At 67.2% G+C, this 22,959-nt stretch carries 23 protein-coding genes; 9 read left to right on the forward strand and 14 right to left on the reverse strand.

The genetic code is table 11. The features are described from left to right. Nucleotides 1–53: 53 nt before the first annotated feature. Entirely contained in the window at nt 54–383 is a 330-nt protein-coding gene (locus tag J0J10_RS14705) for a hypothetical protein (protein WP_291633223.1), read from the reverse strand. 203 nt (nt 384–586) lie between these two features. Next, nucleotides 587–2,020: an MFS transporter gene (locus tag J0J10_RS14710; protein ID WP_291647214.1), complete on the reverse strand. Its 1,434-nt coding sequence runs from the start codon at nt 2,018–2,020 to the stop codon at nt 587–589. Here J0J10_RS14710 and J0J10_RS14715 point away from each other — a divergent pair. Together J0J10_RS14715 and flhA are read left to right on the forward strand one after the other, a co-directional pair. Continuing rightward, the gene (locus J0J10_RS14715) at nt 1,983–2,441 is read left to right on the forward strand and encodes a hypothetical protein (protein WP_291647215.1); all 459 of its coding nucleotides are present in this window, start codon (nt 1,983–1,985) and stop codon (nt 2,439–2,441) included. The genes J0J10_RS14710 and J0J10_RS14715 overlap by 38 nt on opposite strands. Before the next feature lie 210 nt (nt 2,442–2,651). Continuing rightward, complete coding sequence (gene flhA, locus J0J10_RS14720; protein WP_465247209.1) at nt 2,652–4,775, forward strand: flagellar biosynthesis protein FlhA; 2,124 nt, start codon at nt 2,652–2,654, stop codon at nt 4,773–4,775. Nucleotides 4,776–4,870: 95 nt separating this feature from the next. Here flhA and J0J10_RS14725 read toward each other — a convergent pair whose 3' ends face one another. Then, entirely contained in the window at nt 4,871–5,428 is a 558-nt protein-coding gene (locus tag J0J10_RS14725) for a helix-turn-helix domain-containing protein (RefSeq protein ID WP_452118652.1), read from the reverse strand. A gap of 136 nt (nt 5,429–5,564) precedes the next feature. On the opposite strand from J0J10_RS14725, the gene J0J10_RS14730 reads away from it, so the two are divergent. Beyond that, nucleotides 5,565–6,452, forward strand: a complete 888-nt coding sequence (locus J0J10_RS14730) for a DMT family transporter (RefSeq protein ID WP_291633229.1) — start codon at nt 5,565–5,567, stop codon at nt 6,450–6,452. A gap of 110 nt (nt 6,453–6,562) precedes the next feature. On the opposite strand, the gene J0J10_RS14735 is transcribed toward J0J10_RS14730, so the two are convergent. Both J0J10_RS14735 and copM read right to left on the reverse strand, forming a co-directional pair. Next, nucleotides 6,563–7,657, reverse strand: coding sequence for a lysylphosphatidylglycerol synthase transmembrane domain-containing protein (locus J0J10_RS14735; RefSeq protein ID WP_291647216.1), 1,095 nt, complete (start codon nt 7,655–7,657; stop codon nt 6,563–6,565). A gap of 278 nt (nt 7,658–7,935) precedes the next feature. Further along, nucleotides 7,936–8,310 carry a CopM family metallochaperone gene (copM, locus tag J0J10_RS14740; protein WP_291647217.1) on the reverse strand — a complete coding sequence of 125 codons (375 nt, stop codon included), beginning with the start codon at nt 8,308–8,310 and terminating at the stop codon, nt 7,936–7,938. Nucleotides 8,311–8,480: 170 nt separating this feature from the next. Here copM and J0J10_RS14745 point away from each other — a divergent pair, with 170 nt between their 5' ends. Continuing rightward, a complete protein-coding gene (locus J0J10_RS14745; protein ID WP_291647218.1) occupies nt 8,481–9,098 on the forward strand; it encodes a GNAT family N-acetyltransferase in 618 nt (205 codons plus the stop codon). A gap of 11 nt (nt 9,099–9,109) precedes the next feature. Here J0J10_RS14745 and fliJ read toward each other — a convergent pair whose 3' ends face one another. After that, on the reverse strand, nt 9,110–9,523 hold the full coding sequence (gene fliJ, locus J0J10_RS14750; RefSeq protein WP_291633237.1) for a flagellar export protein FliJ: 414 nt from the start codon (nt 9,521–9,523) through the stop codon (nt 9,110–9,112). A gap of 236 nt (nt 9,524–9,759) precedes the next feature. Here fliJ and J0J10_RS14755 point away from each other — a divergent pair, with 236 nt between their 5' ends. Together J0J10_RS14755 and J0J10_RS14760 are read left to right on the forward strand one after the other, a co-directional pair. Continuing rightward, nucleotides 9,760–10,962 (forward strand): MFS transporter, encoded by a 1,203-nt coding sequence (locus tag J0J10_RS14755; RefSeq protein WP_291647219.1) that lies wholly within the window; start codon nt 9,760–9,762, stop codon nt 10,960–10,962. A 146-nt stretch (nt 10,963–11,108) separates the two neighbouring features. Then, the gene (locus J0J10_RS14760) at nt 11,109–11,696 is read left to right on the forward strand and encodes a TlpA disulfide reductase family protein (protein WP_291647220.1); all 588 of its coding nucleotides are present in this window, start codon (nt 11,109–11,111) and stop codon (nt 11,694–11,696) included. Nucleotides 11,697–11,704: 8 nt separating this feature from the next. On the opposite strand, the gene fliI is transcribed toward J0J10_RS14760, so the two are convergent. Then, nucleotides 11,705–13,045 (reverse strand): flagellar protein export ATPase FliI, encoded by a 1,341-nt coding sequence (fliI, locus tag J0J10_RS14765; protein ID WP_291647221.1) that lies wholly within the window; start codon nt 13,043–13,045, stop codon nt 11,705–11,707. Nucleotides 13,046–13,391: 346 nt separating this feature from the next. Between fliI and ctrA the strand changes: the two genes are divergently transcribed. Then, on the forward strand, nt 13,392–14,093 hold the full coding sequence (gene ctrA, locus J0J10_RS14770) for a response regulator transcription factor CtrA (RefSeq protein ID WP_291633241.1): 702 nt from the start codon (nt 13,392–13,394) through the stop codon (nt 14,091–14,093). Between the two features lie 143 nt (nt 14,094–14,236). Here the strand turns inward: ctrA and J0J10_RS14775 are convergent, their stop codons facing one another. The 6 genes from J0J10_RS14775 to chpT form a co-directional block, all read right to left on the reverse strand. Further along, complete coding sequence (locus tag J0J10_RS14775; protein WP_291647222.1) at nt 14,237–15,139, reverse strand: CheR family methyltransferase; 903 nt, start codon at nt 15,137–15,139, stop codon at nt 14,237–14,239. Then, nucleotides 15,136–16,230 carry a chemotaxis-specific protein-glutamate methyltransferase CheB gene (gene cheB, locus J0J10_RS14780; RefSeq protein WP_291647223.1) on the reverse strand — a complete coding sequence of 365 codons (1,095 nt, stop codon included), beginning with the start codon at nt 16,228–16,230 and terminating at the stop codon, nt 15,136–15,138. Before cheB ends, J0J10_RS14775 begins: the two co-directional genes overlap by 4 nt. 86 nt (nt 16,231–16,316) lie before the next feature. Then, on the reverse strand, nt 16,317–16,682 hold the full coding sequence (locus tag J0J10_RS14785; RefSeq protein ID WP_291633244.1) for a response regulator: 366 nt from the start codon (nt 16,680–16,682) through the stop codon (nt 16,317–16,319). A 26-nt stretch (nt 16,683–16,708) separates the two neighbouring features. Further along, on the reverse strand, nt 16,709–17,209 hold the full coding sequence (locus tag J0J10_RS14790) for a chemotaxis protein CheW (RefSeq protein ID WP_291633245.1): 501 nt from the start codon (nt 17,207–17,209) through the stop codon (nt 16,709–16,711). Further along, a complete protein-coding gene (locus J0J10_RS14795) occupies nt 17,206–19,803 on the reverse strand; it encodes a hybrid sensor histidine kinase/response regulator (protein WP_291647343.1) in 2,598 nt (865 codons plus the stop codon). Before J0J10_RS14795 ends, J0J10_RS14790 begins: the two co-directional genes overlap by 4 nt. 126 nt (nt 19,804–19,929) lie before the next feature. Then, nucleotides 19,930–20,568: a histidine phosphotransferase ChpT gene (gene chpT / locus J0J10_RS14800; RefSeq protein WP_291647224.1), complete on the reverse strand. Its 639-nt coding sequence runs from the start codon at nt 20,566–20,568 to the stop codon at nt 19,930–19,932. 237 nt (nt 20,569–20,805) lie between these two features. On the opposite strand from chpT, the gene J0J10_RS14805 reads away from it, so the two are divergent. Then, entirely contained in the window at nt 20,806–21,645 is an 840-nt protein-coding gene (locus J0J10_RS14805) for a 3'(2'),5'-bisphosphate nucleotidase CysQ family protein (RefSeq protein ID WP_291647225.1), read from the forward strand. 3 nt (nt 21,646–21,648) lie between these two features. Here J0J10_RS14805 and J0J10_RS14810 read toward each other — a convergent pair whose 3' ends face one another. Beyond that, entirely contained in the window at nt 21,649–22,173 is a 525-nt protein-coding gene (locus J0J10_RS14810) for a YHS domain-containing (seleno)protein (RefSeq protein WP_291633248.1), read from the reverse strand. 192 nt (nt 22,174–22,365) lie between these two features. Here J0J10_RS14810 and J0J10_RS14815 point away from each other — a divergent pair, with 192 nt between their 5' ends. Further along, nucleotides 22,366–22,938, forward strand: coding sequence for a DUF1134 domain-containing protein (locus tag J0J10_RS14815; RefSeq protein WP_291647226.1), 573 nt, complete (start codon nt 22,366–22,368; stop codon nt 22,936–22,938). Nucleotides 22,939–22,959: the final 21 nt, after the last annotated feature.

Below are 22,959 nucleotides of genomic sequence, written 5' to 3' on the forward strand. Positions count from 1 at the left end.
GGCCTCCGAATTGAAGCGGGCCGGAGCGCAGGCTCCGGCCCGTGGAAGGCAGCTCAGTAGTAGTAGCGGCGGCGATAATAGGGCCGCGGGCGGTAATAGTAGCGCGGGCGATAATAGGGGCGCCGATAATAGCGCGGACGGTAGTACGGCCGCCGGTAGTAGCGCGGGCGGCGATAGTAATAGTACTGGCTGAAGTCGGCGTCGGCCTTGTCGAGCGCGGCGCTGGTCTCAGCATCGAGCGCCTCGCCGCCTTCGGCGGCCTTGGGCTCCGGGGTCGGCGTCGGAACGGGCTTGGCCTGGGCCGCTTCGGCCGCAGCAATGCCGCCGACGCTGGCGGCGGCGAGACCGCCGAACAGCGCCATCACGAATGAACGTCTATCCATGCATTCCTCCATCAGGTTCGATCCGAGCGCCGCGTTCCCGCGAAGCTACTCTATTCCCCTGCTACCGACCCGTCACGTCCGCGACGCGCCGATGGGTGCGGGGGCTGACGGCGCGGGGGGCCGGCCGTTAGCGGTTTGGGGAAGTCTGAGCCGGAATCGCCGCGCCTCGCCAGCATTGTGAAGGGTCCTTCCCTGAAGCTGCTTCATCGTGCGCCGAGCGGGCGGCTGACCTCCTCCAGCGAACGCCTTTCGGCTCGAACGGCGAACTTGCCGGCGATCAGCCCGGCGCCGATCATCAGCAGGGCGCCGAACAGGTAGCCGCCGAAGACGCTGATGCGCGAGCCGGTGTCGATCAGGGCGCCGAACACCCAAGGGCCGGCGACGCCGCCGAGCGCCGTGCCGAGCGCATAGAAGACGGCGATGGCCAGCGCCCTGATCTCGAGCGGATCGGTCTCGCTTACGGTCAGATAGGCCGAACTCGCGGCTGCCGATGCGAAGAAGAAGACGACGCTCCAGCAGGCGGTGAGCTGGCTGGCGGTGAGCAGGTCGCGCGCGAACAGGAAACCGGTGGCGGCCAGTAGCACGCCGGAGAGAACATAGGTCGAGGCGATCATCGGACGGCGGCCGAGGCTGTCGAAGAGCCGTCCGAGCAGCAGGGGCCCGAGGAAATTGCCGGCGGCGAATGGCAGGATGAACCAGCCGATCGCATTGGAGGGCACATCGTAGAAATCGGTGAGGATGAGCGCGTAGCTGAAGAAGATGGCGTTGTAGAAGAAGGCTTGCGATGACATCAGCGCCAGCGCCACCATCGTGCGCGGCCGGTGGCTGATGAAGAGCGTGCGCATGACCTCCTGCATCGGGGTGAAGCGCCGCGGCCGCAGGGTCAGGGTCGGAAGCGGGGCCTGCGGCGGTGGGGCGGGGGCGAAAGCCTCGATCCGCGCCACTATGGCCTCGGCCTCGGCAAGGCGGCCATGGCTCATCAGCCAGCGCGGGCTTTCGGGAATCCAGCGGCGCAGGAAGAGGATGACCAGGCCGAGCGTGGCGCCGATGAAGAAGGCGAGCCGCCAGCCGATCTCGGGATCGATCACCCGGGGATCGAGCAGCACGATCGCGCCGATCCCGCCCATGGCGGCGCCCACCCAGAAGGAGCCGTTGATGACGAGGTCGGTCCAGCCGCGGACCCGGGCGGGGATGAGTTCCTGGATCGTCGAGTTGATCGCCGTGTACTCGCCGCCGATGCCCATGCCGGTCAGGAAGCGGAAGAGCAGGAAGCTCCAGAGATTCCAGGAAAAGGCCGTTGCGGCCGTCGCGGCGAGATAGACGAAGAGGGTGATGGTGAAGAGGCGCTTGCGGCCGAGCCGGTCGGTCAGCCAGCCGAAGAACACGGCGCCGATCACTGCGCCGGCGAGATAGGCCGCTCCGGCGAGGCCGATCTCGGTGTTGCTGAAGCGCAGGACCGGGCTTTCCTTCAGCGCGCCGGAGACGGCGCCCGCCAGGGTGACCTCGAGCCCGTCCAGGATCCAGGTGACGCCGAGCGCGACGACGACGAGTGTGTGGAAGCGCGACCAGGGCAAGCGGTCGAGCCTGGCGGGAACATCGGTGACGATCTCGTCGGCGACAGGGCTTTTCTGGCTCAACGGCTTCAACCCGGTTCTCCGCGCCGATGGCGGCACAAGCGAAGAAGGCGGCGCAATGCGCCGCCTTCCCCGGAAACTGCTAGCGAATGATCACCGTATGGCTCGGACGCCGCACGGCAACGGGCCGGCGGTGGCGATGATGATGGCGGTGGCGGCGATAGACATGGCGGTGACGATAGGCATGGCGGTGACGATGGGGATGGCGGTGCCGATGGTGGTGCCGGCGATGCTGCGTGAACTCGGCCGGCGCCGCGTCGAGGGCTGCCTTGGTCGTCGCGTCGAGCGCGGCCGCATCCGGCTGGGGCGCGGCCGGGGCAGGAGCGGCGGGTGCGGCCTGGGCGCTCGTCAGGGCGCCGACCGCTGCGAGGCCACCGAAAAGGCTCAAAACAAAGGAACGTCTATCCAAAGCATCCTCCAGTAATTCCGGCTCGCGGAGCAATCTTGTCGACCCGGACGCGAGTTGGCTGGCCGAATGCGGCCAGAACACGGCCATTCGATAACGGTCTGTTCAGGGAAAGGTTCCAAACGGGAATTTTCGACCCGGATTAACCACTCGTTTACCATGAGCCCGGCAAGAATTGCCGGGTACGGGGCGCGCCTTGCGATGTCCGTGCCGGGAGTGGGTTACGCGATGAGCGATGTGACGGCAGGCACCGGCGGCGGCATGACCATGCCGACCCGCGGCCAGGTGGGCAGCCTGCTCAACCGCCCGGACCTCTTCCTCGCGATCGGCGTGATGGGCATCCTCGTGGTGCTGATCTTCCCGCTGCCGGCGGTGCTGCTCGACCTGATGCTGGCGCTATCGATCATCCTGTCGGTGCTGGTCCTGATGACGGCGCTGTTCATCGAGGAGCCGCTGGAATTCTCGGCCTTTCCGACGGTCCTGCTGATCGTCACCATGTTCCGGCTGGCGCTGAACCTCGCTTCGACGCGCCTCATCCTCGCGCATGGCCATGAGGGGGGGGCGGCGGCGGGCCATGTCATCGAGGCCTTCGCCAATTTCGTGATGAGCGGCAATTTCGTGATCGGGGTGATCGTCTTCACCATCCTGATCATCGTCAATTTCGTGGTCATCACCAAGGGTTCGGGCCGCATCGCCGAGGTCGCTGCGCGCTTTGCGCTCGATGCATTGCCGGGCAAGCAGATGGCGATCGATGCCGATCTCTCGGCCGGGCTCATCGACCAGGACGTCGCCAAGACCCGCCGCAAGGCGCTCGAGGACGAGGCCTCCTTCTTCGGCTCGATGGACGGCGCCTCGAAATTCGTGCGCGGCGACGCGATCGCAGGCCTTCTGATCACCTTCATCAACGTGATCGGCGGCATCATTATCGGTGTCGCGCAGCAGGGCATGAGCTTCAGCGCCGCCGCCACGAACTACACCCAGCTGACGGTCGGTGACGGTCTCGTCAGCCAGATCCCGGCGCTGATCGTCTCGACCGCCGCCGGCCTGCTCGTTTCGAAATCGGGCGTGCGCGGCGCCGCCGACAAGGCGCTCGGCAAGCAGCTCTCGGGCTATCCCAAGGCGCTCGGCATGTCGGCGGCGGTGATGGCGCTGATCGCGATCCTGCCCGGCATCCCGATGGTCCCCTTCCTGCTGCTGGCCGCCGGCTCGGCCTGGCTCGCCCGGCATTTCGGCCGGCTCGCCAAGGAGCGTGCGGTGGAGACCGCGCAGGCGGCCCAGGACGCTTCGCCGCTGGCCGCCGACGGCACGCCGAAGGAAGAGACGCTCAACGATCTGCTCAAGCTCGACGAACTCAAGATCGAGATCGGCTACGGGCTGCTGCCGCTGGTCAATGCGCCCGGAGGGGCCGACCGCCTGACCGACCAGGTGCGGGCGCTGCGCCGCCAGCTCGCCGCCGAGCTCGGCTTCGTCATGCCGGCGGTGCGGATCGTCGACAACGTCCAGCTCGAAGCGAACCACTACTACATCAAGATCAAGGAGATCGATGCCGGCCACGGCGTCGTCTATGCCGGCCAGTACATGGCGATGGATCCGATGGGCGGCAGCGTCAACTTGCCTGGCCACAGCGTGCTTGAGCCAACCTTCGGCCTGCCTGCGACCTGGATCGACGCGGCGCTGCAGGACGAGGCGCAGCTGCGCGGCTACACCGTCGTCGACGCCGCCACCGTGATCTCGACCCATCTCACCGAGGTGCTGAAATCGCACATGCCGGAGCTGCTCTCGCATGGCGAAGTGCAGAAGCTGCTGCGCGAACTGCCCAAGGACCATGCCGATCTCGTCAAGGAGATCGTGCCGCACCAGATCTCGACCACCGGCATCCAGCGCGTGCTGCAGCTGCTGCTCGCCGAGCGGATCTCGATCCGCGACCTCGCGACCATCGTCGAGGGCATCGCCGAGGTCGCCGGCAGCATCAAGAACCCGCGCGACATCGCCGAGCATGTCCGCGTCAGGCTCGCCCGCCAGATCTGCGCCCAGTTCTCCAACCAGAACGGGCAATTGCCGATCATCACCCTGTCGCCGGCCTGGGAAAGCGTCTTCGCCGAGTCGATCGTCGGCCAGGGCGAGGACCGCCATCTCGCCATGCAGCCCTCGCGCCTGCAGGACTTCGTCCATGCGGTGCGCGACAAGTTCGAGGATGCGGCGCGGATGGGCGAGATGCCGGCGCTGGTCACCTCCGGCATGGCCCGGCCCTTCGTGCGCCAGATCGTCGAGCGGTTCCGGCGCGAGACGCCGGTGCTCTCGCAGGGCGAAATCCATCCGCGCGCCAAGCTCAGGACGGTCGGGAGCGTGTAGCGGCCGCCGGTTTCACCTCGAACCGCATCGTCATTCCGGGCTCAGACCTGCGGCCTGCCCCGGAATGACGGCGTCTCGTTCGACTGCGCCGACAGCTATCGCCGCGACACCACCACGAGATAGCGCGCCGGCTCGGGGCCGGGATTGCTGAAGCGGCAATCGGAAGGCGGGCCGAGTTCCATGCAGTCGCCGGGTTCGAGCCGCGTGACGACGCCGCCCTCGTCGAAATCCAGCATTCCGGACTGCATCCAGATCTGCTGGCGGATGAAGGCGTAGGAGCTGGCGGGGTAGCCGATGGCGGCGCCGGGCGGCAGCTCGCCGGCTACCAGTTCGAGGTCGCCATTGCCGGCCGGCGAGATGGCGCGCCGGACGAAGCCGGTCTCGGGGTCGCGCCAGGAGGGCTGGTCGCCCGCGCGCCGCAGGCGTTCGCCGGCGCTCTCGATGCGAGCCAGGAGATTCGACAGGGTCAGGCCGAAAGCCCCGGAGAGGCGTCCGAGCAGCACCGCCGTCGGGCTGGCCTCGCCGCGTTCGATCCGGCTGATCATGGCGCGCGAGACGCCGGAGCGCTCGGCGAGATCGTTCAGACTCCAGCCGCGGGCCTCGCGCTCACCGCGTAGCCGCTCTGCCAGTCTTGACCCGAGATCGTCCATCATCATACCCTTCTTTCTTATATAGTAGACTGCGTCAGGGGTATTGGCCAGATGGCGAGGCAAGCGCTCTGCATTGCCGCCATGGCTGCATGTCCGGCTCGCATTGGCTCTTCCCCGTCACCCCCGCTAAGCGCAGCCCATGTCCCGCAACGCCGCTCTCTTCGCGCTGATGTGCCTGGTCTGGGGGCTGACCTGGCTGCCGATCAAGGTCGGAGCGCAGCATGTGCCGCCGGTCTTCCTCGCCGCAGCACGCTTCACCATAGCGGGCACGCTGATGCTCGCCTGGGCGGGGCGCGACCTCAAGCTGGTTCCGGCGGATGCCTGGCCGCGGCTGATCGCGACGGCGGTGCTGCTCAACACCGGCAATTACTCGCTGCTGTTCTGGGGGGCGGCGCAGGCGCCGAGCGGACTCGCCGCAATCGTCAATTTCGCGACGATCCCGATCTTCACCATCATCGCCAGCCGGATGATCGAAGGCCATGAGATCGGTGCCCGCAAGCTCGCGGCCATCGGCCTCGGCACGCTCGGACTCGGCTTCCTGTTCGCGACGCGGGCGCTCGGCGGGCTCGAGGCGGCAAGCGGCAACCCGCTGGAAATCTGGGGCCTCGCCGCGATCGCCCTGGGAACGCTGCTCTATTGCTTCGGCGCCGTCCTGGCACGCCCGATCGCCAGCCGCATGCCGACGCTGGCGCTCGCCGGCTGGCAGACGCTGATCGGCGGGGTCGGTCTTTGCCTCGTCTCGGTCAGCTTCGAGACCGTGACGGCCGCGCATTTCCAGGCGCTCGTCGCGTGGCCGACCCTGCCTTCGCTCGCCTTCCTCGTCGTCGGCGGCTCGCTGATCGGCTTCACCGTCTATATCCGACTGGTGCGCGACTGGGGCGCCTTCCGGGCCGGACTCTATGCCTTCATCAGTCCGGCCGTCGCGGTGGCCGCGGGCGTGCTCGTGTTGTCCGAGCCGTTCGGCTGGAGCGAAGCCCTCGGCAGCCTCCTGATGTTCGGCGCTGCCGCGATCGCGCTCAAGCGCTGAGCGCGTCGGCTTCTTTTGCGATGCCATCAAAATTCGGGGGCCGGGTTCAGGCCTTCAGCCTGCCCGGCAAAGACGGCATGGTTCCGTCAGCAAGCGAGCGCGCTGAAGCCTCAATCCGGCTTGTCGATGTGCAGGGCCGCGGCCTTCGCGGCCGCCTGCTCCTGCGCCTTCACTTGCGTCTCATGCGCCATCGTCTTGCGCAGTTGGGCACGCTCGAAGGCGAGCACGACCGGCAGCGACAGCACCAGCGGCAGGATCAGGTAGAACAGGCGCCAGATCAGCAGCGCCGCGAAGACGGCGGGCGCGGGCACGCCGGGCATGACGGCGAGGAACACCGCCTCCATCACCCCGACGCCGCCGGGAACCTGGCTGAGCAGCCCGGCCGAGAACGAGATCAGGAAGGCGCCGAGCACGATGAAGAAGCCGGGATTGCCCTGGTCGGGCAGGGCGAAATAGATGATGCCGGCCGCCCCCATCAGTTCTAGCGGCGCGGCGAGATATTGCCGGAAGACGATCGGCAGGCGGGGATAGACCAGTTCGAACTTGCCGATCCTGAGCGGCTTGAAGCGCAGCCACGAGCCGATGGTGTAGAGCAGGCAGAAGCCGAGCAGGCCGAAGCCGATAAGCCTCGCCTGGGTGTCGCCGATGCCGAACCATTGCGAGAGGCGGTGGAGCGGGCGCAGGATCTGCGGCTCGCCGACGAGGACGAGGCCGAGCAGCAGGATGGTGCCGAAGGCGAAGGTGAAGGAGCAGAGAGCGACCAGGACAGCGATCTCGGCCGCGGAAAGCCCTTTCGCGTGATAGGCGCGGTAGCGCACCATGCCGCCCGAAAACACCGAGGCACCGATATTATGCGACAGCGCATAGGTGACGAAGGAGCAGAGCGAGATATAGGGCCAGGAAATGCCCTTCTCCTTGCGCAGATGGAGCAGGGCGATGCGGTCATACCAGGCCAGCGCGGCATAGGCGACGAGCGTCGCGAGGCCCGCATGGAAGAAGGCGGCGGGCGAGATCAGCGCGATCTTCTCGCCGATGCCACCGGCGACGATGCCGATGCTCTCCCAAAGTCCGGCATGCTCGAGGCGCGCGCTCATCGCCTCGTTGGTCAGCGCCTCGGCCTTGAGCTTGTCCCAGAGCAGTTCGACCGACCAAATAACGGCGACGAGGCCGATCAGCGGCCAGAGATAGTCGAGATATTTCTTCATGAAACCCGCAGGCGGCCGGACGGCGTGAAGGATGGCGGAGAAACAAGGCTATGCGCAGTCAGCAGCCTGCGCATGCGAGAACCGCGCGGGTCGCGTTTCGTCTCTCTGCCAGCGCGCTGCGGCGAGGGCAAGCGGCCCGGCTGGCATTCCGGCGCCGGGTTGCCCGCAGCGGCGGCCAGGGCCTTTCCGCGTTTTTCCTGAAACGCGGAAAGACACTCATTCATCGCTTCATCGCATTTTCCTCATGCGAGCCGGTACCGGTTTCGCATTGAAAATGCTCAGTGGCCGTTCTTCTTCAGCCAGGCCTGCATGAAGGCGATCTCCTTCTCCTGTTCGGTGATGATGGCGTTGGCGAGCTTGCGCAGCTCCGGATCCTTGCCATGGGCGAGCACGACCTTGGCCATGTCGATCGCGCCCTGATGATGCGGGATCATGCCGCGCACGAAATCGGCGTCGGCATCGCCGGTGAAGGCGATCATCATGTCCTTGTGCATCTTGTCGTTCACGGCCTTGTAGGCTGCGGTCGCCGGGCTGTCCGAGGCGCTGGCGCCGTGGCCGGCATGTCCCTGATGGCTCTGGGCGAAGCCGGAGCCGGAGGAGGCGAGGGCGCCGGACAGGGCGAGACCGGCGAAAAGCCTGCGGTCGATGGTCATCGGGTATCCTTTCGAAGCACTGAGCCGCCATCAGGCCGCACCGGGCAGAGCCGGGTATCGCCTGTGGGCGGGCTGCCGGACGAACAGCCGGCCTGGTCCAGTTGGGCCGGGATCATGTCATGATCGCGGCGAAACGAATCGAGCCCGGGCGGCCGGCCCGGCGGAGCCCCATGTCCGAGACCTTCTCCATCAGCCTGAACGGCATCACCGATCTGCCGCGGGGCAAGCTCGCCGCCATCGTGACCTCGCTGGAAATGCGTGCGGCGCCGCCGTTGAGGCCTGATCCGCCAGGCACGGGAGGGCTTTCTCTCGAACAGATCGGCGCCGCCGACACGGCGCGCTATCTTTCGATCTACCGGGTGCTCGGCGAGCGCTGGATGTGGTTCAGCCGCCTGGTCAAGCCGGCAGCCTACAGCGAGGCGATCCTCGCCGACGCGGCGGTGCTGTGCTTCGTCGTCCGTCTCGATGGGCGCGACGTCGGGCTGCTCGAACTGGATTTTCGGGTAGCGGGGGAGGGCGAGCTCGCCTTTTTCGGCCTCGAGGAGAGCGTGCTCGGCAAGGGCGCGGGGCGCTGGCTGATGAACCGGGCCTTGGAACTGGCCTGGGCCCGGCCGATCTCGCGTTTCTGGGTGCATACCTGCACGCTCGACCACCAGAGCGCGCCGGAGTTCTACCAGCGCTCTGGCTTCGAGGCGTTCAAGCGCAGCATCGAGGTGGTCGACGATCCCAGGCTCGCAGGGCATCTACCGCGAGCCGCGGCGCCGCATCATCCGGTGATCGACGGATAGGGCGGAAGCGCTCAGATGCCGGCGCGCGGCGTGCGCAGGCCGATCGAATCCATCATCGCCTGATCGCGGGCGGCGTCGGCGGCGCGCTCGGAGGCGCGTTCGCGATCCTCGAGGATCTCGACCTTCTTCATTTCCTCGAAGGCCTCCTGCAGCTCGCCCTTGGCTTCCTCGAGCTGGCCCTGCAGGTTGTCGGCGGACTGGCGCAGATTATCCCGGCGGCCGAGCGCCGCCTTGGCATAGGTCGGGTAGGCGAAATGGGCGGGATCGGAGATGCCGGCGCGGGTTTCCTCGTTCTGGATCTCGCGGTCCAGATCGCCCGCCATGCGGTGAAACTCGGCGATCATCATCTCGATCTGGCTCACACGGCGGCGCTTCTCGTCCACCTGGAACCGTTTGAGACGCAAAAGGGTCTCTCGCGACTTCATGTCGGCTCTAACTCCTGATTACGCATGGCGGCGCACCGACCCCTCGGCGCGGCGCCCGAAAGACTTCCGCGAGACGAAAAGGATAATGGCGCAAGGAGGTTGACCGTTCCTTACCGGCAGAGACCGCATTTGACGCATGTTGCATCTGCACCGCAAAGCCTGCCGCTTCCCTGACGACTCGATTACCGTCGCCGGAATCAAGAACAAGCACCGAGCGTGCTGTCGGACTTTTCGCCTTGCCTGGCTCTTTCCGTCTCCCCCAGCACGGGCCGCTTCTCGCCGGCCTCGCCCTCACCCGGATCATCGGCTGGGGGTCGATCTATTATTCGCCCTCGGTCCTGGCCGCCTATCTCGACCGGGATCTCGACCTCGGCCCGGCCGTGGTCTTCAGCGGCGTGACCATCCTGCTGGTCACCGGTGCCGCGTTTTCGCCGGCGCTGGGGCGCCATCTCGACCAGCGCGGCACGCGACAGGCGATGTGCGTCGGCGCGGTGATAGCCGCGATCGGGCTCGCACTGCTCTCGCAGGTACAGGGGCCGGTGAGCTATCTGGCAACCTGGTTCGTCATCGGCATCGGCCATGCGATGCAGCTCGCCAACACCGGCAATGTCACGGTCGCGCAATTGATGGGCGAGCGTACGCGCCGGGTGATCGGGCTGATGATGCTGGTGTCCGGGCTCGCCTCCAGCGTGTTCTGGCCGCTGACGGCGGCGCTTTCGGCAGCCTATGGCTGGCGGAGCTGTCTTCTGATCTTCGCCGCCACCCAGTTGCTCGTCGTCCTGCCGATCCATCTCGCCATTCCGCGCTACCGTATGAAGCCGGCGGGCGAGGCGCCCGAAGCCGCGCAGGCGGAGGGCGATGAAGGCCGGGTGCCGCTGTCGGAACGGCGGGCGATCTTCTGGTTGATGGCGCTGAGCTTCTCCGCCAGCGGCCTGGTCTCCTGGGGGCTGCCGCTGCACGTCATCGGCCTGATGCAGAGTGCCGGCCTCAGCAATGCGACGGCGGTGGCGATCGCCACGCTCAGCGGCCCTGCGACCTTGGCCGCCCGGGCGATCGATGCTGTGGCGGGGCACAGGCTGCCGGTCGAGCGTGTCGCGCTCGCCGGCCTCGCGCTCGGGCCGCTGTCATGTCTGCTCATGGCGCTCGCACCGGGCTCGCCCCCGGTCGCGATCGCCTTCATCTTGCTGTTCAACGCCGCGATGGGGGTGATCGCGGTCGCGCGCGCGACCTTGCCGCTGGCGCTGTTCGGCCGGCTCGGCTTCGGTAGCATGCTCGGGCGCCTGGCTGTGCCGCAGAACCTGACCTTCGCGGCGGCCCCGCTGCTGTTCGCGCTGATGATCGAGCGGATCGGCCCGGCCGGAGCGCTCTACATCTCGGCGGCGATCCAGTTCACGGCGCTGCTGGCCATGGCGCTGCTGGTCCGTCGGCTCAGGGGCTGAGCCGAGCCGGCGCAAATGTCGCGGTCCCTGCCTTGGGCGTGCCATGTTAGGGCAGGAACAGTGCCGGATCGTCACCGCTTCCGTTCGTCCCGGAGCGCCGTACTGCGCCATGGCGATGCGCGCCCAATGCGAGAATCTCCCGTCCTATGCCGTTTCCGTCACTATCCCGCCGCCTGGCCCTGCAGACCTTGCTGGGGGGGCTCGCTGTGTCGGCCCAGGCCGGCGGGCGCCCGCCGGTCTTCCGCACTTCGCGCTATCAGTTCCGGGAGCTCGATCCTGTCGTCGCCATGACGCCGCTGAAGCTGGCGCGGCTCGACGGCAAGCCGGCCCTGGCGAAGCCGACGAGCGGGAAGGTCACTTTGGTCTATCTCTGGGCGACCTGGTGTCCGGTCTGCCGGATCGAGCTGCCGCGCTTCGAGCGTCAGCTGGCGCAGCTCCGGCGGGACGGCGTCGAGCTGCTGACGATCGCCACCGATGAACGCGAGCCGGCGCATGTCAGGGCCTATCTCGCCCGCCTCGGCGTGAAGCAGCTCCCGGTCTTCCTCGACCATGGCGGCACGCGGCTTTCGGCGCCGCGCGAGGATGGCAGCGAGGCGCCGTTCTCTCTCTCCGAGGGGTTGCCGATCACCTATGTCCTCGATCCGCGCGGCGGGGTGCGCGGCTATCTTCTCGGGGAGGCGGACTGGACCGAGCCGGCAGCGCGGGCACTTCTCGCGCATTTCGCCGGCAACTGAGCCGGGGCTCACATCCCCATGATGCGGGCGAGCCTCGCATAGCCGTCGCCCAGTCCGGTCGCCTCGTCCTTGGCCTGTTTCAGGAAGGCCTCGAGCTCTGGATTGAGGCGGATCGCCTCGTCGACCTCGGCGGAGGCGCCCTGGCGATAGGCGCCGAGGCGGATCAGCTCCTCCATGTCGGCATAGGTCGCGAGCGTGGCGCGCGCCTTCTGCACGACCGGATAATAGGTCGGGTCGCAGGAGCGGGGCATGGTGCGCGAGACCGATTTCAGCACGTTCACCGCCGGGTAGCGGCCGCGTTCGGCGATGCTGCGTTCCATCACGATATGGCCGTCGAGAATGCCACGCACGGCATCGGCGACCGGCTCGTCATGGTCGCCGCCGTCGACCAGCACGGTGAACAGGCCGGTGATGGCGCCGTCGCCCGTCCCCGGCCCGGCGCGCTCCAGCAGCCGCGGCAATTCGGCGAAAACGGTCGGCGTATAGCCCTTGGTGGTCGGCGGCTCGCCGGCGGCGAGGCCGATCTCGCGCATCGCCATGGCGAAGCGCGTCACCGAATCCATCAGGCACATCACCTGCAGGCCCTGGTCGCGGAAGAACTCGGCCAGCGCCAGCGTCGTCAGCGCCGCCTGCTTGCGCATCAATGCCGGCTCGTCCGAGGTCGCGACGACGACGACCGAGCGGGCGAGCCCGTCCGGTCCGAGATCATCCTGCAGGAACTCCTGGACCTCGCGGCCGCGCTCGCCGACCAGGCCGATGATGTTGACATCGGCCCTGGCATAGCGGGCGAGCATCGAAAGCAGCACGGATTTGCCGACGCCGGAGCCGGCGAAGATGCCCATGCGCTGGCCGAGGCAGCAGGTCAGGAAGGTGTTGAGCGCCCGCACGCCGAGATCGAGCGGCGGGCCGACACGGCGCCTGGCATGGGCCGGTGGCGGATCGTTGCGGAAGGGGATGGTGGTTTCGCCGAGCGGCAAGGGCGGCCCGCCATCGACGGGGCGGCCGAGCGCGTCGACGACGCGGCCGAGCCAGGCCGTGGTCGGCCGCAGGCCGGGAACCGTGCGCTCGACATAGGCCGGGCAGCCGCGCCGGACGCCGTCGAGCCCGCCATAGGGCATGACCAGGGCCTTGTCGCCGGAGAAGCCGATGACCTCGCAGGGAATCCGGGTTCCGGCCGCGATCTCGATGCCGACGCGTCCGCCCAGGCTCATCGCCGAGATCGGCCCGGAAACCTCGACCATCAGCCCTCGAACGGCGCTGACCCGGCCATAGACGGTCATTCCCTCGATGCCGCCGACGAGCGCGGCAAGATGGGAAAGCCGCTCAGGGTCACGCTGTCCACTGCTCATGATGGCTTCCGTCAACCTTTCATTTACCTCTGTGATTAACACTGCGTTTCGAAGCTATGCCGCTGGGAAATGCCGATTTGGGGCAATTCCTCGGGGCGAGCTTCCGCGAAGGGCGCTTTCGCGGCTGAAGCAAGATCGATCCGTGTCAAATTCGACTCACCTGGGCAAGGATCGTTAGCTTTCTCCGAAGAAGCGCTTGCGCCCGGGAATCAGGGTTTGTTAACCATTTCCCCGGTAGCGTGTCGCGTGGCGTTTCATCAGGCAAGCTTTCGCCGTCCAGGGCCGTGGGGGTTCGGGACGGAGTCAATTCGGATCGCTGGCCTCGGGGCGAAATTGGGGACGTGACATGCGGGTTCTGCTGATCGAAGACGATAGCGCAACCGCCCAAAGCATCGAGCTGATGCTGAAGTCAGAGAGCTTCAACGTCTATACGACGGACCTGGGCGAAGAGGGCGTCGATCTCGGCAAGCTCTACGATTACGATATCATTCTGCTCGACCTCAACCTGCCCGACATGTCTGGCTACGAGGTCCTGCGGTCCTTGCGCGTCGCCAAGGTCAAGACCCCGATCCTGATCCTCTCCGGCCTCGCCGGCATCGAGGACAAGGTGAAGGGCCTGGGCTTCGGCGCCGACGACTATCTGACCAAGCCGTTCCACAAGGACGAGCTGGTCGCGCGCATCCACGCCATCGTGCGTCGCTCGAAGGGCCATGCCCAGTCGGTGATCACGACCGGCGATCTCGTCGTCAATCTCGACACCAAGACCGTGGAGGTCGATGCCCAGCGCGTCCACCTGACCGGCAAGGAATACCAGATGCTGGAGCTGCTCTCGCTCCGTAAGGGCACCACGCTGACCAAGGAGATGTTCCTCAACCATCTCTATGGCGGCATGGACGAGCCCGAGCTCAAGATCATCGACGTGTTCATCTGCAAGCTGCGCAAGAAGCTGGCGAACGCCTCCGACGGCAAGAACTACATCGAGACGGTCTGGGGCCGCGGCTATGTGCTGCGCGAACCGTCCGACGCCGAGGAACGCATCCCGGCCTGAGATTTCGTCATCAGCGTGTCATCACCGGCGCGCTACAGGAAAGTCACCTGATCGTCGGATGTACACGACAGGTGAACGGGGACCCCGCCGCGAGGCGGGGTTTTTGTTTGGGCCTCAGGTCGCAGGCGATCGGGGGAAGGGGCTCAGCCGAGCGGGGCGAGGGCCGGCGGCAGCTGGCGCGGTCCGGTCTCCAAGGCAGGCTGCGCCGGGGGCGTCGATGTCGCCGCCTGGCGGCTCGCCGCGTCGCGATAGAGACCGCGATGGACGGGATCGGGCACAAGCGTGGTGGTGATCCCGATCACGGTCTCGGCTGCGCCGAGAACGAAGGCGCCGTGCGGGGCGAGGCGCTGCGACAGCGCCGCCATCACCCGCGCCTTGGTCGGAACGTCGAAATAGATCAGGACGTTGCGGCAGAAGATCACGTCGAACTGGCCGAGATGGCTGCTCGATTCCAACAGGTTGTGCGGTTTCAGCTCGACCATGGCGCGGATGCGCTCATTGACGCGCCATTTGTCGCCTTCCTGGCGGAAATGCTTGATCAGGAGCTGGATCGGCAGGCCGCGCTGCACTTCGAACTGGCTGTAGAGACCCTGCCTCGCCTTCTCGAGCACTTCCGTCGAGATGTCGGTGCCGAGGATGTCGATCTTCCAGCCCGCGAGCCGGGGCGCCGCGTCGTCGAGCAGCATCGCCAGCGAATAGGCCTCCTGGCCGCTCGAGACCGCAGCGCACCAGATGCGCAGATGCCGGGTTCGGGCATTGCTGGCGAGCTTCTCGGGCAGGATGACGTCGCGGAACAGGTCGAATGGCGTGCGGTCGCGGAAGAACAGGGTCTCGTTGGTGGTCATCGCCTCGACGACTGCGGTTTCGAGCTCCCGGCCGGGCTCGCGCCGCAGCATCGCGACCAGCGCGCCGATGCCCTCGATGCCGCGCCGCCGGCAGAGCATGCCGAGGCGGCTTTCGACCAGATAGCGCTTCTCATGGCTGAGATGCAGGCCGGAGCGGATCTGCAACAGGATGCGCAGGAAATCGAAATCCTGTTCCGTCATGCGCCCTGGCCTCCGCCGACCAGGGCGCGAATGGCCGGGCCGATTCCGGCAAGCGGAATGACGGCACTGGCGTGGCGAGCGCGGACCACGGAGCCCGGCATGCCCCAGATGGTGCTCGAAGCCTCGTCCTGGGCGATGACGGCTGCCCCGGCGCGCCGCAGCGACGCGGCTCCCTCGGTGCCGTCGCTGCCCATGCCGGTCATCACCAGCCCGAGCGCTGCCGAACCGAGATGGCGGGCTGCCTCATTGAAGAGCACGTCGACGGCCGGGCGGCAGAAGCGCACGGGCGGGCCGTCGCTGATGCTGGCGACGATATGACCGAGCCTGCGATCGATGCCGAGATGGCGTCCGCCCGGCGCGATATAGACGGTGCCGCGCGCGAGGCGCTCGCCGTCATAGGGTTCGCGCGCCGGCACGCCGATCTGCGCGGCGATCTGGTCGGCGAAGGAGGCGGTGAACAGCGGCGGCATGTGCTGCACGATCAGCGTTGTCAGATTGTGGACGGCATCGCCGAGATCGGACAGCACGCGGGCGACGGCGCGCGGGCCACCGGTAGAGGCGCCGATCACGAGATAGCGCGGCGGTATCGTGATGAGCGGCCTGAGATCGAACACGCTGCCCGGAACGAGCGCGGGCGCCAGGGTGGGCTCGACATCGGCGGGAGCGCTCTTGCTTCGCGCCGGGTCGATGCTGGCGAGCTTGCTGAGGAACTCGCCTCGGAAATCGAGGGAGAGAGTGAGACCGCTGCGGCTATCGGGCTTGGGCAGGACGTCCACGGCGCCCAGCGTCATGCATTGCAGCGCGAGCTGCGCATTGCGTTCGGTCAGCGCCGTCGTCACCAGTACGGCGGTTCCGGGGCTCTGTCGGACCAGACGGGTCAGGGCGGCGATGCCATCCAGGCCCGGCATGTCGATGTCGAGCACCACGATGTCCGGATGATGGCGGGCGGTATGCTCGATCGCCGTCTCGCCATCGCCGGCGACTGCGACGACATGAAACCTGCCGCTCTCTCCGAGCCAGCGCGCGAACAACCCGCGCACGACGACCGAGTCGTCGGCGATCACCACGGTGCTGGGCCGCGGGGCGGTCATCAGCGTCGCATTCGGGGGCGGCATCGGCGGCGACGGGGTCCCGGAAGGGTTGAAAAGGCAGGCAGGAAAGGTGCGGCTGAGTCAGCTCAGAGCAGGCCGACCTGGTGGAATTTCGAGGCGACTATGTCCTTGTCGAAGGGCTTCATGATGTACTCGTCGGCGCCGGCATGCATGGCGCGGGCAATGTGGGCGATGTCGTTCTCGGTGGTGCAGAACACGACCTTGGGGCGCTTGCCACCCGGCATCTGCCGCAGATTCCTCAGAAAGTCATAGCCGTCCATGATCGGCATGTTCCAGTCGAGCAGAACCGCGTCGGGCATCTCGCCGCGGCAGGAATCGATCGCGCGCGCCCCGTCTTCCGCCTCGGCGATGCGGAATTGCAGGCCTTCGAGGATCCGGCGGGCGACCTTCCGGATGACGGCTGAGTCATCGACCACGAGGCAGTATTTCATCATGTCTCTCCAGACGGGACCGGCCTTCAGGCGGCGATCGGCAGTTCGATGTTGAGGATAGCGTCGACGTCGAGAACGACCAGCAGGCGATCATCGAGCCGGTGCACGCCTTTGGCGAGGCCGGCCCAGCCGCGGTCGAGGTGGACGGGCACGGGTTCGTAGGTCGCGCGTTCGAGGCGCATGACTTCGCCGACCTTGTCGACGATCAGCGCGAAGGCCTCGCCGCCCTGGTCGATGCCGACGGCCACGAGCTCGCAAGCGCCGGCCTCCTGCGGTGCCGGTGCGGCAGGCTGGCCCATGCGCTCGCGCATGCTGATAGCCGTGACGATACGGCCGCGCAGGTTCAACAGACCGACGATCTCACGCGGCGCCAGCGGCACCGGGGTGATGCGCGTGGCGATGAAGACGTCCTGGACGCGGCCGATCGGCAGGCCCAGCAATTGCTCGCCGATGAAGACGGTGACGTAGTCGAGCGAGTCCTCGAAGCCGGGACCGCCGTGATCGCCCGTAAAGCGCTCTGTGGTCATGCCGCTCGCCTCTGTCCCGCCCGGCACTCCGCCAGTTCCGCGATCAGGGCACGGCGGTCGAATTTGGTGACGACTTCGTTGATGCGGACCTGCGCTGCTGCCAGATGCAGCTCCGGTGTGGGCAGCGTCGACAGCCCGATGATCCGCAGGCCGGCATGTCTCGGCTCGGCCCGCAGCTGGCTTGCCAGTGCCAGGGCGGCTTCGGGATCGCGGTCGAGATCGAGGACGATCGCGGCGAGATCGGCCTTGCCGGCGGCAAGGCCTGCCGCCAGCGCGATATCGGCGCTCTGGCTGACGCGCATTCCGGAGGCCTTGAGCACGGGCACGAGCATTTCGCGCAGGAAATCGGAGGGTTCCACCAGGAGCACATGAGGCCCGGCGGCCCCTTCGTCCCGGCGGCTGTGCATCCAGCTCGCATTGGCCAGCGGCAGATAATGGGCGAGGTCGAGGATTTCGGTGGCCCGCCCGCGGATGATCGCCGAGCCGACCACGCCGCGCTCCGCCATGGCGACCATTTCGATGTCGAGCGCCTCCTCGACGATGTCGACGATGGCGTCGACGGCGAGCGCCATGGCGAAGTCGCCATCCGAGAAAATGACCAGAGGCTGGAGCCCGGACTGGCGCAGCGTGACCCCCTCGACCGGCACGATCGGCATCAGCCGGCCGCGATAATTCAGCAGGAAGCGTCCGCCGCCGCTCTCGAAAAGCGCGGCGTCGACCTCCTCGAGCCGTGTCACCAGGGCGAGCGGCACCGCCTTGAGTTGGCCCGTCCCGGCCCTGAAGACGAGCATGGTGGTGCGCTCGCTCGCTGAAACGACTTCGCCTTTCATGGCCGGCACGGAATCTTCATGGCCGGCGGCAAAGGCCCCGACGAGGCGTGCGACGCCGTTGGGGTCGATGATCAGCACCACCGCCCCGTCGCCGAGAATGGTGTTCCCGGAGAAGAGCGGAATGTGCCGCAGCTTCGTAGACATCGGTTTGACGACGATTTCCTCGGTATGGAACACTGAATCGACAAGAATGCCGAACTGGCGCTCGCCGACCTGCGTCACCACGATGAAGCCGTCCTCAAGCAGCTTGCTGTCGTGTCCCATCATCCCAGAGAGGGCGATGATCGGCAGCAGCCGGTCGCGCAGGCGCAGGACCGGCGAGTCATTGATCCGTTCGATCCGGTGCTCGCTGCCGGCCTTGACCCGGACCAGCTCGCGCACGACGACCTGGGGAATGGCGAAACGCTGGTTGCCGCAGGCGACGATCAGCGCCGAGACGATCGCCAGCGTCAGCGGGATCTTGATCGTGATCGCCGTCCCGGATCCGGCGACGCTGACGATATCGACGACGCCGCCGATCGCATCGACATTGACCTTGACGACGTCCATGCCGACGCCGCGACCGGAGATGGCGCTCACCTCTTCGCTGGTCGAGAAGCCCGGATGGAAGACGAAGCGCAGGATCTGCGCCTCGCTCATCTTCTCGATCTCGGCTTCGCTGGCGAGGCGCTGCTCGATCGCCTTGGCTCGGATGCGGGCGACGTCCATGCCGCGCCCGTCATCGCTGATCGCGATCGTGACCGAGCCGCCCTCGTGATAGGCAGAGACCCGGATCGTGCCGGTTTCGGGTTTGCCCGAGGCTAGGCGTTCCGCCGGCGGTTCGATCGCATGGTCGGCGCAGTTGCGGACCATATGGGTGAGCGGATCCTTGATCAGCTCGAGGATCTGGCGATCGAGTTCGGTATCCTCGCCCTCCATCACCAGCTCGATCTTCTTGTCGAGATCGGTGGAAAGGTCGCGCACGATGCGCGGCAGCTTCGACCAGGCGTTGCCGATCGGCTGCATCCGCGTCTTCATCACGCCGTCCTGGAGCTCGGCGGTGATCAGCGAGAGCCGCTGCAGCGGCGCCTTGATCCCGGAATCCTCCTGCTGGCGCGAGATCTCGAGGAGCTGATTGCGTGTCAGCACCAGCTCCGAGACCATGGTCATCAGATGTTCGAGCGTGTCGACATTGACGCGCAGCGTGGCCGGACCGACAGGGCGGGCAGCGGTCTCCTCCGCGCTCTGCGGACGGGGCTGGTCGAGCGGGCTCGGCGCCGCGCGGAAGACGAGATCGAGATCGTCGGCCTTGGCTTCGCCGGGCGAGCGGTTCTCCCCGGCCGATCTGGCGAGGTAGGCGGCGACCGGGTCGAGCGCGGCCGGCTCTTCACGGGACGCCAGTTCCTGCTTGGCCCTGGCCGCGAGGGCGCGCAGTTCGCCGATCAGCTGGTCGTCATTGCCGGGTGGCTCCTGCCCTTTCTCGGTCAGCTCGGCCATGATCTCCTTGATCTGGTCGATCGTCTCGAGGATGGCGGTCACGGCGCTCGACGAGACCGAGGCGCCGTCGCGGAACTGGCCCATCACCGATTCCGCGGCATGGGTCAGCGCCTCCAGGCGCGGCAGGCCGATGAAGCCGCAGGTGCCTTTGACGGTGTGAACCAGCCGGAAGATGTTGCGCAGGATGTCGGTGTTGTTCGGCTCCTGCTCGAAGCGCACGAGCTCTCGATCCACCGTGTCGAGATGCTCGCCGGTCTCGCTCAGGAACTCTTGCAGCAACTCGTCCATGCGAGGACCGTTCACTCACGCCACCGATACGGTCCCGGATAGTGCTGCCGAAGGGTTTAAGATCGGTTGAGATCGCCCGGAAAGCTGGGCTGGGACCGATCTTGCCCTGTTTTCCGGTGCTCGGGCTCAGGCAGGGTCGGCGGAGATGCTGACGGTGTCGCCCTCGATGCTGAAGGCGATCGCCATTCCGGCCGCGCGCGCGACCATCCCGGTATAGACCGGCTGGACGGCGTGGGCATCGATGGCGCCGCCTTCGGCGCGGCCGGCGATGAGCTCCTCGACATGGGCCGGGATGCGGGCATGCGATCCGGTCGCCGTGATCCTGAAACTGCCCTGCTCGCCGATGGCCGTGGTGCGGCAGGTGATCTTGCCGCCACGCGGGATCGCCTGCGTTGCGAGCACCAGCAGATTGAGAACGAGCTTGACCTGGTTCTTCGGAAGCAGGGCGCGCGGCGCCTCCCAATCCAGCGAGAGCTTCTCGTCGTTCAGGAAGCCATTGGCGACGTTGCCGGCATCGCCGAGGTCGATCATGGCACCGGCCGAGCCGGCGGCGCCGAAGGCGAGACGGGCGAACTGCAGACGGGCCGAGGCGTTGCGGGCGCTCTTCTTGATCAGGTCGAGCGCGAACTCCTTCATCGAGGGATCGTCTTCCTCGAGAACCTCGAGCGCGTTGACGATGGCGCCCACCGGGCTGATCACGTCATGGCAGACGCGGCTGCACAGAAGCGCGGCCAGATCGAGCGGCTCGAGCGTGATGGCGGTCATGATCTGGTCCTGGGTCATAGGGGGGCAGCGCCACCGGCGCCGGCATAGGTGTCGCAGAATGCGCGAGTCTGGTTTGCGGGAAGTTAAGCATAAGGGCCGGGTGCGAATAACTTCGGCCAGCATGTCCGCCTGGGATGGCGGCCAGAAGGCAAGTCGGCTTTCCCTTTTTCCTGCAATGGACTAGGTGGTCATTGATGCGCGGCGTGGCCGGTATTGCCGCGGCTATGGCTGGAAATCATGACGATTGCTCCCGACGATCCGCTGCTCGATGACCGGGACCGGCTTGCCGGCCTCCTCGGCGAAGCGGCGCGCCGAAGCGCCGCCGTGCTGCTCGCCAAGCGCTCGGCCCGCGACGTCAAGCTCAAGCCCGACGGCTCGCCGGTCTGCTCCGCCGACATCGCGGCGGACGAGGCGGCGAAAACGGCCCTGGCGCAGCTTCTGCCCGGCTTCCCGGTGATCAGCGAGGAAAGCGTCGACGAGGCCGTGGTCGCGCCGGTCTTCATCCTGCTCGACCCGCTGGACGGGACGCGCGAATTCCTGGCCGGCGGCGACAGTTATTGCGTCTGCATCGCGATTATACGCGACGGTCGGCCGATCGCGGGCGCGATCGCCGCTCCGGGTATCGGCCGGCTCTGGTATGGTGGAGAGCGCGCCTTCGATCAGGCGCTGGGGCCGGATGCCGAGCCGTCCGGCGCGCCGTCGGCGATCCGGGTCAGGCCCGAACCGGCGGCGGGGCCGCGCATGCTGGTCAGCCGCTTTCATGGCGATGCCGTGAGCACGGCTATCGCCGCCGCGATCGGCGATGGCGCGGATGCGCCGGTGTCGTCAGCCGTGAAATTCGGCCTGATTGCCTCCGGCGAGGCCGATCTGCATGTCCGCTGCGGCGCGACGATGGAATGGGACGTGGCGGCAGGGGAGGCGATCCTCGATGCAGCCGGCGGCGTGGTGCTGACCCTGACGGGCGCGGCGACCGAATATGGCTGCAGCGGGCGGGCCTTCCGCAATTTGCCCTTCGTGGCTGCCGGCAGCGCCGATCTTGCGGCGCGCGCCATTGCGCGGGCCTGCGCGACGGGTTGAGGCTCAGCGGGCGATCTGACGCGACACCATCGGCCAGTTGCGCCTCGCCTTATCCCGCAATCCGGCCTCGGCGAGGAAACGGCGGCGGTTTTCCTCCGTCGTGAAGAAGAAGAGTTCGGAGCCGATCAGCGCGTAGCGGCGCGGGTCGGCATCGGCGACGAAGCCTTCGGCAACAGCGCTGGCGTCGAAGCCGGCGAAGCGCGGCTCGTAGAGCGCCGGCGAATCGAGGAAGGCGTCGCGGTTGGCGGCGCTGGCGAAGCGCCAGACCGCGCCGCCATATGTCAGTTCATGCTCCGGGAGCCCCGGCAGGGGGCCGCCTTCGAGATGATAGGTGACGGGGTCGAAGCCGGCGAGCGCGATCGGCGATCGGGTGTCGCGCATCATGGTTTCGCCGAGGCCCGGCAGGTCGGGCAATCCCGCCGGCAGAGCGGCGCGCGTTTCCTGCGCTCCGGAGGGAGCGATGGCGACGATGGTCACGGCGCCGATCAGGGCGAACAGCCGACGCGACTGCCTTGCTGCGGCCTTCATTGCCGGAAAATCCTCGGAAAAGCGTCGTCGCGCCGATAAGCGGGCGGTTCTTCACCGCTTGGATACACATGCAGGGTATCCAAGCGGTTACCGTAATCGCGTCAAACGACGCGCATTGGCGCGTTCTTGCGCCGCCGCCGCCCGGAGCGAAGGCCGCCAGCCTCGCGCCGATGCCGGCCTGGAGACGATGTGATGACCCAGACCCGCCGCACCTTGTTGGCAGCCGGGCTCCTGCTCGCGGCCGCCTCCGTCAGCGCCCCCGCCGCCGCGCAGCAGAGCGATCGGTCCTTCTCCCAGAACGAACTCGTTACCTCCGGACATCAGTTCTTCGGCAATGTCTCGCGGGGGCTTGCGCTGACCATCGAGGAAGCGGTGCGACGCTGGGGAGAGCCGAACGGCTATGTTCTCGGCCAGGAGGCTTCAGGCGCCTTCGTCGGGGGGCTGCGCTATGGCGAAGGCACGCTGTTCACCCGCAATGCCGGCGACCGCAAGGTCTTCTGGCAGGGCCCCTCGGTCGGCTTCGATTTCGGCGGCGAGGGCGCTCGCACGATGATGCTCGTCTATAACCTGCCGCGGGTCGACGCGCTCTACCAGCGCTTCGTCGGGGTCGACGGTTCGGTCTATTTCGTCGGCGGCTTCGGCTTCACCGCCATGGCGGCCGAAGGCGTGACGCTCGTCCCGATCCGGACCGGTGTCGGCTGGAGGCTCGGCGTCAATCTCGGCTATCTGAAGTTCACGCCGGAAGCGACCTGGAATCCGTTCTGAGCGATCGAGCTGCCGTTACTG

The sequence above is a fragment of the Allobosea sp. genome, from assembly GCF_017308075.1.
GTDB lineage: Bacteria > Pseudomonadota > Alphaproteobacteria > Rhizobiales > Beijerinckiaceae > Allobosea.

What these genes read in the sequence shown, in the direction of transcription:
- J0J10_RS14725 (WP_452118652.1), bottom strand. Translation starts at nt 5,428, where the DNA reads ATGATGGACGATCTCGGGTCAAGACTGGCAGAGCGGCTACGCGGTGAG.
- J0J10_RS14785 (WP_291633244.1), bottom strand. Translation starts at nt 16,682, where the DNA reads ATGAAATACTGCCTCGTGGTCGATGACTCAGCCGTCATCCGGAAGGTC.
- J0J10_RS14795 (WP_291647343.1), bottom strand. Translation starts at nt 19,803, where the DNA reads ATGGACGAGTTGCTGCAAGAGTTCCTGAGCGAGACCGGCGAGCATCTC.
- J0J10_RS14730 (WP_291633229.1), top strand. Translation starts at nt 5,565, where the DNA reads ATGTCCCGCAACGCCGCTCTCTTCGCGCTGATGTGCCTGGTCTGGGGG.
- chpT (WP_291647224.1), bottom strand. Translation starts at nt 20,568, where the DNA reads ATGACCGCCATCACGCTCGAGCCGCTCGATCTGGCCGCGCTTCTGTGC.
- ctrA (WP_291633241.1), top strand. Translation starts at nt 13,392, where the DNA reads ATGCGGGTTCTGCTGATCGAAGACGATAGCGCAACCGCCCAAAGCATC.
- J0J10_RS14775 (WP_291647222.1), bottom strand. Translation starts at nt 15,139, where the DNA reads ATGACGGAACAGGATTTCGATTTCCTGCGCATCCTGTTGCAGATCCGC.
- J0J10_RS14705 (WP_291633223.1), bottom strand. Translation starts at nt 383, where the DNA reads ATGGATAGACGTTCATTCGTGATGGCGCTGTTCGGCGGTCTCGCCGCC.
- J0J10_RS14815 (WP_291647226.1), top strand. Translation starts at nt 22,366, where the DNA reads ATGACCCAGACCCGCCGCACCTTGTTGGCAGCCGGGCTCCTGCTCGCG.
- flhA (WP_465247209.1), top strand. Translation starts at nt 2,652, where the DNA reads ATGAGCGATGTGACGGCAGGCACCGGCGGCGGCATGACCATGCCGACC.
- J0J10_RS14735 (WP_291647216.1), bottom strand. Translation starts at nt 7,657, where the DNA reads ATGAAGAAATATCTCGACTATCTCTGGCCGCTGATCGGCCTCGTCGCC.
- J0J10_RS14805 (WP_291647225.1), top strand. Translation starts at nt 20,806, where the DNA reads ATGACGATTGCTCCCGACGATCCGCTGCTCGATGACCGGGACCGGCTT.
- cheB (WP_291647223.1), bottom strand. Translation starts at nt 16,230, where the DNA reads ATGACCGCCCCGCGGCCCAGCACCGTGGTGATCGCCGACGACTCGGTC.
- J0J10_RS14745 (WP_291647218.1), top strand. Translation starts at nt 8,481, where the DNA reads ATGTCCGAGACCTTCTCCATCAGCCTGAACGGCATCACCGATCTGCCG.
- fliI (WP_291647221.1), bottom strand. Translation starts at nt 13,045, where the DNA reads ATGAGCAGTGGACAGCGTGACCCTGAGCGGCTTTCCCATCTTGCCGCG.
- J0J10_RS14760 (WP_291647220.1), top strand. Translation starts at nt 11,109, where the DNA reads ATGCCGTTTCCGTCACTATCCCGCCGCCTGGCCCTGCAGACCTTGCTG.
- J0J10_RS14810 (WP_291633248.1), bottom strand. Translation starts at nt 22,173, where the DNA reads ATGAAGGCCGCAGCAAGGCAGTCGCGTCGGCTGTTCGCCCTGATCGGC.
- J0J10_RS14790 (WP_291633245.1), bottom strand. Translation starts at nt 17,209, where the DNA reads ATGACCACAGAGCGCTTTACGGGCGATCACGGCGGTCCCGGCTTCGAG.
- copM (WP_291647217.1), bottom strand. Translation starts at nt 8,310, where the DNA reads ATGACCATCGACCGCAGGCTTTTCGCCGGTCTCGCCCTGTCCGGCGCC.
- fliJ (WP_291633237.1), bottom strand. Translation starts at nt 9,523, where the DNA reads ATGAAGTCGCGAGAGACCCTTTTGCGTCTCAAACGGTTCCAGGTGGAC.